The following is a 12247-nucleotide window of genomic DNA, read 5'->3' as shown; positions in this document are numbered from 1 at the left end:
AAAGCCCCCAGCCTCACCGCTGGGGGCTTTCCCCTTTTCCCGGGGCGGGAATCTGGTCTTTTGTATAGGTCATTGTTAGTGGCGCTCAGGAGTTGGGCAGGGCAGACTGTGGGGGTGCGACTGGGGGGTTGGTCTCCCTGCGTGTTCTGACGAAGGAAGGCTTGGATTATGAAGGCGCTCAAGGTTACTGCGGTTGTCGGCGGGGTGGTGGGGGCTGCGTTGATCGGGTTGGCGGGGCCGGCTGCGGCGAGCACGCCGGTGGCGCATACGCCGTGTACTCGGAGCGAGATGATGAAGCCGGATTGGGACGTGAACACCGGGCAGCCGGTGATCTGCGTGTCTACCGGCGCCTCCGGGCTCCAGTGGGTGCCGGACGCCACCCGATAGGCGACAGGTCCTCGAGATCGAGCGATTTTCCGGCCTCAATATGACTGCTGGTAATATTGCGGCCGGAAACTCACGAGATATCTTGTGGCGCAGCATAGTTCGGGGGGCTGCGCCACTGGATATCTCGGTGAGCGGGGGGTGAGTCCTGGTCAATGACCAGAGTTGGGGGAATACGGATTCTCTGGTAGGCAGGGTCATACTGTCGCGGCCGTGAAAGTTAATTCATTTAGGCGACTGACGATTTCGGTTATTTCTGCTGCTGTAGCGGTGGTTGGCGTGTTGGGGGTGACGGCTACCGCGCCGGTGGTTTCGGCCGATCCCGAGGCATTGGCGGGTGGGGGGCAGATCACGCTGCAAGGGGCTGTCAATGTTCGGGATATGGGTGGGTTCTGGACTTATGACGGGTCGAAGACCAAGTCCGGGAAGATGATTCGGGCGGATGCGCTGGGGAAGCTCACCGATGCGGATGTGGCGAAGCTGGGGACGCTGAAGCTGCAGCAGGTGATCGATTTGCGGACCACCGCGGAAGTGCAGGGGATGGGGGCGGACCGGTTGCCGGGTGGGGTGCCACTGGTGTCGCGACCCATTGATGACACCGGGATGTTCACCAAGATGTTCGCGGCCATCCAGTCCAAGGATCCGGTGAAGCAGCAGGAGCTGCTGGGGGACGGGAAGGCCGAGCAGATCATGGGGGATGTCTATCGGAGTTTCTTCAACAGTGATTCGCTGAGCAAGTTCGGGCAGACCGTGAAGGATCTGGCCAATACGAGTACCGCCACGCTGTTCCACTGCACTGCGGGGAAGGACCGCACGGGGTGGGTGTCGTATGTGGTGTTGCGGGCGGTGGGGGTGCCGGAATCGATTGCGCGGGACGACTATATGAAGTCGAACGACTATCGGGCGGCGGCGGACGCGGCATTGCGGCAGCAGTTGAAGCAGGCCGGAATCATGCAGAATCCGGATCTGCTGATTCCGCTGCAGGAGGTGCGCGAGGAGTACCTGGATATCGCCGTGGATCAGGTGACCGCGAAGTACGGGGATTTCGGGAAGTTTCTCACGCAGGGACTCGGGCTGGACGCCGCGACCATTCTGAAGCTGCGCAAGAATTTGGTTGCGTGACAGGTTAATTGAGGGTGTGACGGGCTGGATCGCGGTGGGTCACGGTGCTCAGAGCGCCGAGGCTCAGGGGGCGGCGGTGGTCGGTCCAGCCTTTCGCGCTCAGCTCGCCGGGGGTGTCGATGCCCAGGGCCTCGTGCAGGCCGAGGGCGGCGGAACGGGCCAGGTCGGGCAGGGCGTCGGGGGGTAGCGGCCAGGTGAGGGTGCGGCGCCAGTTCTCGATTTCGCGGTGCAGGGCGGGGGCGGTCCAGCCGAGATCGCGCAGACGCTGCGCGGCGGAATCCGAAATCGGTTGGGCGAGATAGTAATTGCCGGTGAGCTCGGCGGAGAGTTTGATGTCGAACTGCTGGAACTGAACGTAGCGATTTCCGCTGGCGGTGATTATCAGGGTGGCGCGGGACGGGAGATCGGCCAGGCAGGTTGCCAGGGCTTCGATGAAGGCGTCCCACTCCGCTGTCATAGTCGGCTCGCTCTATCCCTGGTATTCATCGTGGCCGATCATACGCCGTCAAACCGAAATGGTCGCCGGAAAATGTTGGCGCACTTGCCCATCTGCGAAAAAAAGGTGCGGGGCAGCGAACGAGACCACACTCGGCGTCCGGCGCCGAGGCCGCTTCGATCCGCGTGACGGTTGCCACAGGCGCGATAGAGTGAGAGTATTCAAGCGTAAGTCTCTCATCCTGTCGCAGCATGGCGCTGGACAGGAACCGTGATCAAAGGAGATCGCCATGACCGCCGCCGTCCAGCAGCTCGATCATGCGACCACAGCGACCCGCCCCGAGCGCAAGCCCTTCGGCCCCGGCTCGCGCATGTGGGAGGACACCGGCCTCATCACCTTCTCCCTCACCGCCGGTTCCGCCTTCCTGCTGCAGACCATGGAGCCGTCGATTTCCGCGGTGGTGGACGAACATTCGACCTTCCGCACCGATGCGCTCGGCCGCGCGGCGCGCAGTGTGGCCTCGGTCATGATGTGGATCTACGGCGGCGAGGAAGCCCTCGCGGAGGCCGACCGGCTGCGCACCATGCACGCGACGCTCAACTCCACCGACGCACAGGGCCGCAAGCATCGGGCTCTGGCCTCCGCGCCGTGGGCGTGGGTGCTGCACACCGCCGTGTTCGCCTTCACCGAGGGCAACAAGTACTTCTCCGACAAGCCGCTCACCGAGGCGGAGAAGGAGTCGTACTACCAGGAGGTGGTGCAGCTCATGCGCAACTTCCACGTGGCCCCCAAGGAGGTCCCGGCGACCTTCGCCGAGTGGGAGCCGTGGTTCTACGACCAGGTCGAGAACCACCTCGAGGTGACCGGCACCGCCTACGACTATCTGAAGGTGATCCAGAATCTGGCCCCGCCCAAGCAGATTCCCGCACCCCTGCATCCGCTGTGGCACGCCGTGACCACGCCGGTCGGGCGCATGCAGTACTTCTTCACCGTCGGCACCACACCCGAGATCATTCGCGAGAAGCTCGGGCTGGAGTGGACCGCCCGCGACGAGCGCACCCTGCGCGCCCTCGGCTGGGTGATCGGCCGCGCCGTCCCGAAGCTTCCGGAGCGCGTGCGCTACTTCCCCATCGCCTACGAGGCCCGCCGGGTGGAGCGCGACAAGCAGCGCCTGCGCAAGATGATCAGCCTGCGCCCGGTGTAGACCCCCGGTTCCTGGGGCTGGCCCACGGCCCCGGGGCACACCAAGGTCAATATGGTGTTCATGCGGATGGTGTTGTGGCGTGCCCTGATCGGGGTGCTGCTGGTGGTGGGTGCGGTGGTCGTGCCGGGGCAGGCGGCGGCCGAGGCGTCGTTCCAGTGGCGGCAGGAGTACATCACCACCGCGGACGGGCTGCGGCTGCACGCGGATGTGCTGCGGCCGGCCGGGCTCGCCGACGATGTGAAGACGCCGGTCATCATGACGGTGAGCCCGTACCGCGCGCATCTGGCGTACCTGAGCCAGCCGACGCCGAAGGGCGGGCCGTCCACCGAGAATCTGCAGATCGATCTGTTCCTGGCCGCCGGATACACCTATGTGATCGTGGATCTGCGCGGCTTCGGCGGCTCCAACGGCTGCCCGGATTTCGGCGGTCCGGGGGAACGCGCGGATGTGAAGGCGGCCGTGGAATGGGCTGCGGGACAGTCGTGGTCGACCGGCAAGGTCGGTCTGGTGGGCGTCTCGTACGAGGGCTGGACCGGGCTGATGGGCCTGCTGGAGCAACCGGCCGGGCTGGCGGCGGTGGCCTCGTTCGAGCCGGTGGCCGATCCCTACGCGTACCTGTACATGCAGGGCGTCTCGTGGAAGTTCTCCGGCAAGCCGGTGACGGAATCCGGTGTGCGGCCGGGTGATTCGGCGGGGCTGGAGCATCTGCTGATCGCGTCGACGCCGGGGCACTGGGAGGATTCCGGCGAATACCGGATGAACGCGCTGAATATCGACCTCGCCTGCTATCAGCGGTATCTGGCCGACACCACCGATCATGACGGCACGGCGGCGTACTGGCAGGACCGCAACCTGGCCGACCGGTTGCGCGGCAATACGATTCCGCTGTTCCTCGGCCAGGGGTTCATCGACAACAACACGCGGCCGGACCGGGTGTTCGACCTGTGGAACGGACTGGGCGCGGGCGAGCATCGGGCCTGGTTCGGGCAGTGGGGGCATCGCACCTGCACGACCAAGTGCGGCACACCGCAATTCGATGTCGAACTGCTTGCCTTCTTCGACCGGCATGTGGCGGGCAAGGATGTGACCGTGCCGGGACCGCGCATCACGGTCGGCCAGTTCGACGGGCAGTGGCGCGGCGAGCAGGCGTGGCCGCCGGCCGACAGCCGGGCGGTGGCGATGAACCTGAACACCGGCGTCTACACCGATCGCGGCCTGATTCCGGGCGCGGATCGGGAGATCTGGTCGATCAGCCAGCCGCTGGAACAGGATCAGCATCTGGCGGGCGCGCCGAGCGCCACACTGACCCTCGACGGTCCGGCGCAGGCGACGGTCGCGGTGGAGGTCTACGACATCGCGCCCGGCGGGGTGGGCACGGTCATCACGCGCGGCATCGCGCCGGTTTCGGCGACCACGCAGGTGCGGCTGCTGGCGCAGGACTGGCCGATCCAGGCCGGGCACCGCATCGGCATCCGCATCACCGATGTGGTGGACGACCTGTGGGCGCACGCTCCGGCCCTGGCCCAGGTGAAGGTGAACGCGGCGCAGATCCGCCTGCCGCTGCTCACCGGCGCGCGCGTCGCGGACGTGCAGGGCGGTCTGAGCGACGGCATCAGCAAGTGGCGCGCCGAGAAGAGCCTCACCCTCTCCCCCGATCTGCTGAACAATGCGAGGGTGACCGTCGACTTCCCTACCCGGACAGGTGACCGATGACCCGAATCGCACCCGCATCCACCGGCGTGGACGACGCCACCGCCGAACGCCTGGCCGCCGCCCTGCGCTGCGCGACCATTTCTCGGGAGGATCCGGCGGAGACGAATCTCGCCGAATTCGACCGGCTGGCAGCGCATCTGGAGCAGGCGTTCCCGCTGGTGCACCGGCATCTGGAGTGGGAGACCTTCGGTCACAGCCGCCTGTATCGGTGGAACGGCACGGCGGCGGAACACGACACGGGGTCAGGAACCGTGGCGGCTGCTGCGGGCGCGCGCACGTCCGCCGCCGCGATCCTATTGGCGCACATGGACGTTGTACCCGTGGACGATGAGAAGGGCTGGACGCATCCGCCTTTCGCGGGCGCGGTGGACGGCGACTTCATCTGGGGCCGTGGGGCCATCGACGACAAGAGCCGGGTGCTGGCCATTCTCGAGGCGGTGGAATCGGCGCTGGCGGAAGGGGTTCGGCCGCAGCGCACCATCTATCTGGCTTTCGGTCACGACGAGGAGGTGTTCGGCGAAGCGGGCGCGACGCGCATGGCCGGGCGGCTGCGCGAGCTCGGGGTGCGGGCGGACCTGCTGCTCGACGAGGGTGGTGTGATCACCACCAGGGTGGCCGACGGCGTGGACCGGCCCGTCGCCACGATCATGGTGGGCGAGAAGGGTTTTGCCACGGTCCGACTGTCGGTGGTGGATGTGGGCGGGCATTCGTCCATGCCGGGCAGGCAGACCGCGGTGGGGCGGCTGGCGCGGGCGGTGGCGCGGGTGCAGGATCATCCGTTCCCGCTGCGGTTGACGCCGGTCACCCTGGAGATGGTGACCCGGCTGCGGGAGGTCATGTCGGAGCCGCGCCGGACGCTGCTGGGCTGGACCGGGGTGGCCGGACCCGCCATCGCGCGCATCCTGGCGTTGCGCCCGCAGACCGAGGCGCTGGTGCGAACCACTACCGCCCCCACCATGATTCACGGCGGGGTGAAACCCAATGTGCTGCCGCAGCGGGCCGAGGCGTTCGTGAATTTCCGTATCCTGCCCGGTGATTCGGTGGCGGATGTGCTGCGTCACACCCGGAAGGTGGTGCGGGACAAGAAGGTTGTGGTCGAGCTGGCGGGCGCGACCTCGGAGCCGACGCCGGATCCGGCGGCCGGGCCCGAGGTGGAGTTGGTCGCGGAGCTGGCGCGGGAGGTGGTGCCGGGGATCGTGGTGACCGTCGGCATCGTGCCGGGTGCGACGGATTCCCGGCATTACGACGATCTCGCGGTGACGCGCTGCAATTTCGCGCCGATCGTGCTCACCGGCCAGGATCTGGAGCGCATTCACGGCACCGACGAGCGCATTTCGCGTGTGAACTATGCCCGCCTGATCACCTTCAACAAGCTCCTCATCGCCCGTCTCGCCCGCTTTGCGTGAGTAGTGCGCGACAATGGCGCAGCACCGCATCCACGCGAACGGAGGACCGATGACCCGAACCGAGACCGGCGAATTCCAGGGCGCAGGTGGCCGCGTGTACTGGCAGTCCTGGCTGCCGGATGCCGAGCCGCGCGCGGTCGCGGTGATCGTGCACGGGTACGCCGAGCACTCCGGCCGCTACGCGCATGTGGCGAAGCGCCTGAACGAGGCCGGGATCGCCGCGTACGCGCTGGACCATATCGGCCACGGGCGCTCGGCCGGCAAGAACGCGAATGTGGAATCCCTGGACGGCGCGGCCGACAATGTGGCGGCCATGGTGAAGCTGGCCGCCGAGAAACATCCCGGGCTGCCGCGCTTCGTCATCGGGCACAGCATGGGCGGGCTCACCACCGCCTACCTGGCCACCCGCGCACCCTTGGAGGTCGACGGCATCGCGTTGTCGGGGCCGGCGGTCAAGATCGAGGCGGGCAATGCCGTGCAGCGCCTGGTCGCGCCGCTGATCGGCAAATACTTGCCGAATCTGCCTGTGCTGAAACTGGATTCGACGCTGGTGAGCCGTGATCCGCAGGTGGTGCACGCCTACGACACCGATCCGCTGGTGTGGCACGGTGGGGTGCCCGCCCGCACCGGGCTGGAGATGCTGCGCGCCGGGGATTTCGTGCTGTCGCACCTGGACAATCTGACCGTGCCACTGCTGGTGCAGCACGGCAGCTCCGATGGGCTGGCCTCGCCGCTGGGCACCGACATCATCGATCAGCTGGCGGCGTCGAAGGACAAGACGGTCATCCGCTACGACGGGCTCTACCACGAGATCTTCAACGAGCCGGAGCAGGACAAGGTGATCACCGATCTGGTGAACTGGCTGGAGGCGCACATCCCGCCGAACTAGCGATAGGTGCTGTAGCAGGCCGAATCACCGTCCAGGACGCCGGTGCGGAAGGCTTCCAGGCGCACGAAGCCGCTGGCCACCACCTCACCGTTGACGTCGGCGGCGGCCAGCCCATCGGCGAGCAGCCCGGAGACGGCTTCGTCGAGATCGTCGGAGGACAACGAGATTTCGTTGACGCCGACGCTGAGCTTGGTGCTGTAGGCGCCGGCCAGGCAGGCGGCGCGCAATCCGGCGGTCTCCGCGCCGGTGAGCGACAGCTGCCGATCCTCCTGCACCGCGAGCATGTACCGCGACACGAACAGCACGAAGCCGCTGTAGTCCCCGGCCACCATGGACGACAGCAGTTCGTCCTCGTCGCCGCCGCGCGCCAGCCGGGCCAGCGACTGCACGTCGGTGCCGACCGTATTGTCCGCGGGGCAGTACGAAACCGGTTGTGTCGTGGTGACATCCGGGCAGCCGCGAGTGACGCCCGAATAGTCGAAGGTGGGGGTCTTGCGCACCGGATAGGTGGCGGTGAGCGTGCCCGCGACCTGATCGAGGGTCTGCCGGTTGACGGTCAGCTGCCGGTCGTCCAGGCCGAGCCGGTAGCTGGTGGGCAGCGTCCCGCGCCGCTCCTCCAGCTCCGCGCGGGTGATCTCGGCGCACGCCTGGGCGCCGTCCTCGTATCCGATCTGCACGGCCGTCACGCGTTCGAACGCGGTGCCGTGCTCGTCCGCCGACTCCCCCGCCACCTTGTCGCGCACGGCGATGGTGGCGCCCAGCACGCTGTTCAAACCGTCGGTGGTGTTGACGGTGAAGTGCCGCGAATCCCCTTCCGCCACATGGCGCAGGAACACTCCTTCGAAACAGTCGGCCTGCTGTTCCACCACGACGTTCGGGGTGAGCGCCCCATTGAGCCGGGCCTGGGTCTGCAGCGCGTGCCCGTACTCGTGGGCCATGACCATCACCACCGCGATGGCGCCGAACTTCTGCTGTAGTTCGGGCAGCAGCACGCCGCGATCCCAGCCGATGGATTCGTCCAGGCCGCAGTACGCGGCGTTCACCAGTTCGAAAGTGGTTTCCCGGCAGAACTCCACGGCCTGGCTGCGGGGTGCGGTCGCATCCCATGAGACGAAAAGGCTGGGCGGGGTGAAGCTGCCGGGAAAATTGCGGGGATACTCGCCGGTCCAGAACTCCTGCAGGTCGGCGAGGGCGTTGACGACCAGCTGGTCCATGGCGCCGCCGTCACCGCCCTGGACGGGCAGTTCCGCGTCGGGGACGCCTTCGCGGGGGCCGTTGGGCCCGGTGGCCGAGGCCATGCCCTCGATCTCGAACGGATCGTCCACTCGATTCGAAACCGTCTGGGAGCCGGGGCCTTTCACCACACCGCAACCGGTGAGCGCCACCCCGGCGACCAGGACCACGGCGGCGACGCCGGCCCACAGTCGCGAATTCCGCATCTCGCCCTCCCGAGTGCCGGTCCGAGACCGCCATCGGCGACGGCGAATTCACCGTGCCGTGTCTACCGAGTATCCACCTTTGCTATCGCTCAAAGGCGAAGTCGCGCAACAACGGCCCGATGATCGGAACCGGGGATGGTGAGCGAGCGGACTTCGGTGGCGTGGCCGCCGGCGACGAGAACCTTGTCGATGCCGATGTACGGACCGCCCGGCTTGTCCTCGGGCCAGGTGGGCAGCGCGCCGATGCCGACCAGTTCGCCCGCATCGGCGTAGCGGCCGCGCAGCAGATTTCGGTAGTCGGCGTGATCGAAGGTGGCATTGAAATCGCCGCCCACGACGACCTTTCCGGGCTGCTGGTCGAGCACATCGCGGACGCGCTGCAACTCGCGCTGCCAGGTGCCGGGGTTCCCGAGCGGCGGGACCGGATGGAACTGGAAGACCGTGACGGGGCCCAGCTGCGGGTGAATCATGGTGGCGCGCAGGTTGTGCAGGAGGAAGCCGTCGATCTTCACGCCGTCCTGCAGCGGGTAGCGGCTGAAGATGCCCGAACCCTGGCCGCCGGCCGCGGGTTCCACGTGGTAGTACGGCAATTCGCTGGTGATGCCCGCCGCCAGCAGGCCGTCCAGCGCCTGCTGCGTGAGCTCCTCCAGGGTCAGCACGTCGACCTTGTCGTCGCGCACCGTGTGCGCCACCGTGGCCACATCGGCGCCGCCGAACAGCAGATTCGACTGCATCACGGTCACATCCACGCCCGGCGGGGCAGTGCCGTCCGGCCAGAGCATGGGCAGCTGCGACCACAGCACGACCCCCGACGCCACCAGCGCCGTGGCCGCACTGCGCCACTGCCGCCCGATCAGGAACAGCACCAGCGCCACGAACGCGCCCACCATGAAGTACGACGCGAACGCCGCCACCAGGCCGATCCAGTAGTTCGACCAGGAAACGTAGTGCAGCACAATGCCTGTCGCACCGGTCAGCAGCAGGAGCCAGCCGAGAACGAGGGCTGTCCAGCCGAGGAAACCGGGGCGGCGCTTCGCACCGGCGTCCGCGGGCCCGCCGGGTCGCGGACGCAGGCCGGTGCCCGAGCCGGACGGATGTTCTTGCCGCGCAGGAGGGCTCGTGGATCCGAACTGCTCGGTCGGGGCGTCCGCGCCGAGGGTGGCCACGGTGGCCGCCGTGCCCGGGGAGCCCGCCGCGGCGGGCGAGCTCGCGGCGACGCCCGCCATGGTCCGGTCGGCCGCCGGACCCTGGCCCGCCGCCGCGGGCGCGTGCACCGGCAGGCCCGCGAGGGCTTGCCGAGCCGCTGCCGCGAGTTCGCCGCAGCTGCCGAAGCGGTGCTCCGGATGTTTGGCGAGGGCTCCGGCAATGACCGCGTCGAACCCGGCCGGGAGCGCCGGGCGCAGCAGCGTTGGTTGCGGCACAGGCAGATTCAGGTGGCCGTGCAGCAGTTGGCCGGCGGTGTCGCCCGGGTAGGGCGGGGCTCCGGTGAGCAGGTGCAGCAGGGTGCCGCCGAGGGCGTACACATCCGTGCGCGCGTCGACGGGTGCGCCCGCGTCGAATTGTTCGGGCGCGGCGTAGCGCAGGCTCGCGTAGAGCTGACCCGTGCGGGTCGCCTCACCGACCTGGTCGAGCACCTTCGCGATGCCGAAGTCGGCCAGGAAGACCTGCTCCGAGGCTCCGTGTGTGAGCAGGATGTTCGCGGGCTTCACATCCCGGTGCAGGACCGAGGTGGCGTGCGCGTGATCGAGCGCCTTGGCGACCTCGGTGATGATGTGCACCGCCCGCTGCGGGGCGAGCGGGCCGCTCTGCAGCACATGCGCGAGATCGGTGCCGTCGATGTACTGCATGGCCATCCACAGCTGCCCGTGCTCCTCGCCGCGCGCGTACACCGCGACGATATTCGGATGCGCGAGCCGCGCAACGGTATCCGCCTCGCGCAGGAACCGGCTGCGCACGTTCTCGTCGTCCGAGACGCCCCGCCCGAGCACCTTGAGGGCGATCATCCGAGGCAGATCCCGATCGTGCGCGAGATACACCTCCCCCATTCCACCCGCCCCGAGCAACCGCTCGATTCGATAGCCGGCGAACAACTGACCCTGCGCCAGCATATGCCCCACTCTCCCACCTCCACGCTCGCGGACCACCCTACTGCAACCCCGTGGCAAGCCACTGACCTGCGAACGCCGCACCGGCGCCCGGCAGGTCCACAGTCTCCGAGCACGTCCGTGAACCCCGCGTCTGCGAATAACTCCCGACCCGGGCGCGACGGAACCGCACGGCTGCCGCCCGCGTCCGAGCACTAGAGGATCGCGACGACGGGAGGCGCTGATGGGTCCGAGACCGGATGGGCCGGAGGTTCTGCGCCGCAGCGCGCGCCGCATCCAGCTGGGCGCCGAACGCGAACAGATCCGCATCTCGCACAGCGACGTCGACCCGGATTACATTCGGCAACTGGAGGACTTCGGCAGCCTCTCGCACGCGCACATCCACGCCTGTGTGCAGGCCATGGATCCCGGGGCGATGCGCTCGCTCTCCGACACCTGGGTCTCCATCGCCGACAGTCTCGCCGGGGCCGTGAACGGCCTGCACATGACCATGCAGAGCGCCCTCGCCGAGGGCTTGGCGGGCCAGATCGCCGACGCCGCCGAGACGGCCGCCAACCAGTTCACCCGCCAGGCCATGGATGTCACCGAGGTCGCCCACATCACCGGCCTGCGCATCGAATCCGCCGCCTGCGCCGCCGAAGCGCTGCGCAAAACCGTTCCGCCCCCGGTCGATCCGTCCGCACCGGAGGCCGACGAGCAATTCCAGCTGGCCCTCGCCGCCATCGAAGCCAACTACGTCCCCTTCTACCCCGCAGCGGGTTCCGGCGTCCCGGCCTTCGCCCCGATCGAGATGCCCGGCGGCGGTGAAGGTTCGGCCGTGCCCGGGTCCGCGACGGGGTCCGGCGGGTCCGGGCACGGCAGATCCGGATATGCCACCCGCACAACCGATTTCCTGGCTGTGCCGCCGGGAAGCAACGATTATCAGTCGATTCGACCGGCTGATGCCCCTGGCGGGACGCCGGACCGGGTCTCGCCGGGCGCTGATCCGCGCGGGTCAGCAGGCTATTCGGGATGGGAATACTCCAATCCGGCAACAGAATTCGCCGATCCGGCAGTCGCCCCCGCGGCCGACCGTCCCACCGATCCATCGACAGATCCCGCAGCGTCCGGCGGCGGCCACTCCCCTGCGCTCACCGCACCGGGCCTGTCCGGCCTCCCGGCGTCGCCCGGTTCCCCCGGCGGAACAACCGTCCCCTACGACACGAGGGGCAATCCCACCGCACCCCTCTCCGCAACCCCCGCAACGCCTTTCGCAGCTTCACCGCGCACCGGTCCCGGCGCCGTGGGGTGGATGCCCGGCGCGTACCCGCCGGGCGGCCGCGCGGGTACGGACCCCGATTCGTCTCGCAACACCCCGGATTGGCTGATCCGCGACCGCGAGGACGAACTGTTCGGCACCCCGCCCACGACGGTCCCGGCCGTCCTGGGTGCGGAGATCCCGGCAGCCGACAACACCTGCGCCCGAACCGAAGACGACCGGAGCCGTTGATACGCGAGGGCCGGTATCGGAGATCACTCGGCGGGTGCTGCCGGCGAGCTTGACCTCGAG

10 protein-coding genes are annotated in these 12247 nt (G+C 68.1%); 7 read left to right on the top strand and 3 right to left on the bottom strand.

All coding sequences use genetic code 11. The features are described from left to right. The first annotated feature begins 168 nt into the window (after positions 1–168). Complete coding sequence (locus H0264_RS15590) at positions 169–387, top strand: hypothetical protein (protein ID WP_181584624.1); 219 nt, start codon at positions 169–171, stop codon at positions 385–387. A 210-nt stretch (positions 388–597) separates the two neighbouring features. Next, positions 598–1506: a tyrosine-protein phosphatase gene (locus tag H0264_RS15585; RefSeq protein ID WP_231086728.1), complete on the top strand. Its 909-nt coding sequence runs from the start codon at positions 598–600 to the stop codon at positions 1504–1506. A 4-nt stretch (positions 1507–1510) separates the two neighbouring features. On the opposite strand, the gene H0264_RS15580 is transcribed toward H0264_RS15585, so the two are convergent. Continuing rightward, positions 1511–1963 (bottom strand): TY-Chap domain-containing protein, encoded by a 453-nt coding sequence (locus H0264_RS15580; protein WP_181584623.1) that lies wholly within the window; start codon positions 1961–1963, stop codon positions 1511–1513. A 268-nt stretch (positions 1964–2231) separates the two neighbouring features. On the opposite strand from H0264_RS15580, the gene H0264_RS15575 reads away from it, so the two are divergent. From H0264_RS15575 to H0264_RS15560, 4 genes are read left to right on the top strand one after another with little or no spacing between them, the layout of a single operon-like run. Further along, positions 2232–3146 (top strand): oxygenase MpaB family protein, encoded by a 915-nt coding sequence (locus H0264_RS15575; protein WP_181584622.1) that lies wholly within the window; start codon positions 2232–2234, stop codon positions 3144–3146. A 60-nt stretch (positions 3147–3206) separates the two neighbouring features. After that, positions 3207–4859, top strand: a complete 1653-nt coding sequence (locus tag H0264_RS15570; protein ID WP_244976199.1) for a CocE/NonD family hydrolase — start codon at positions 3207–3209, stop codon at positions 4857–4859. Further along, positions 4856–6265, top strand: a complete 1410-nt coding sequence (locus H0264_RS15565; RefSeq protein WP_181584620.1) for a M20/M25/M40 family metallo-hydrolase — start codon at positions 4856–4858, stop codon at positions 6263–6265. Before H0264_RS15570 ends, H0264_RS15565 begins: the two co-directional genes overlap by 4 nt. A gap of 49 nt (positions 6266–6314) precedes the next feature. Next, positions 6315–7154: an alpha/beta hydrolase gene (locus H0264_RS15560; RefSeq protein WP_181584619.1), complete on the top strand. Its 840-nt coding sequence runs from the start codon at positions 6315–6317 to the stop codon at positions 7152–7154. Here the strand turns inward: H0264_RS15560 and H0264_RS15555 are convergent. Beyond that, complete coding sequence (locus tag H0264_RS15555) at positions 7151–8593, bottom strand: neutral zinc metallopeptidase (protein ID WP_181584618.1); 1443 nt, start codon at positions 8591–8593, stop codon at positions 7151–7153. The genes H0264_RS15560 and H0264_RS15555 overlap by 4 nt on opposite strands. Positions 8594–8682: 89 nt before the next feature. Then, positions 8683–10701: a protein kinase domain-containing protein gene (locus H0264_RS38615; RefSeq protein WP_244976198.1), complete on the bottom strand. Its 2019-nt coding sequence runs from the start codon at positions 10699–10701 to the stop codon at positions 8683–8685. A gap of 220 nt (positions 10702–10921) precedes the next feature. Between H0264_RS38615 and H0264_RS15540 the strand changes: the two genes are divergently transcribed. Beyond that, a complete protein-coding gene (locus H0264_RS15540) occupies positions 10922–12187 on the top strand; it encodes a WXG100 family type VII secretion target (protein ID WP_181584617.1) in 1266 nt (421 codons plus the stop codon). The last annotated feature ends 60 nt before the right edge of the window (positions 12188–12247 follow it).

It is taken from the genome of Nocardia huaxiensis (assembly GCF_013744875.1).
GTDB lineage: Bacteria > Actinomycetota > Actinomycetes > Mycobacteriales > Mycobacteriaceae > Nocardia > Nocardia huaxiensis.
Note: the sequence above shows the minus strand (reverse complement) of the source record. Positions and strands in the feature narration are given on the sequence as shown.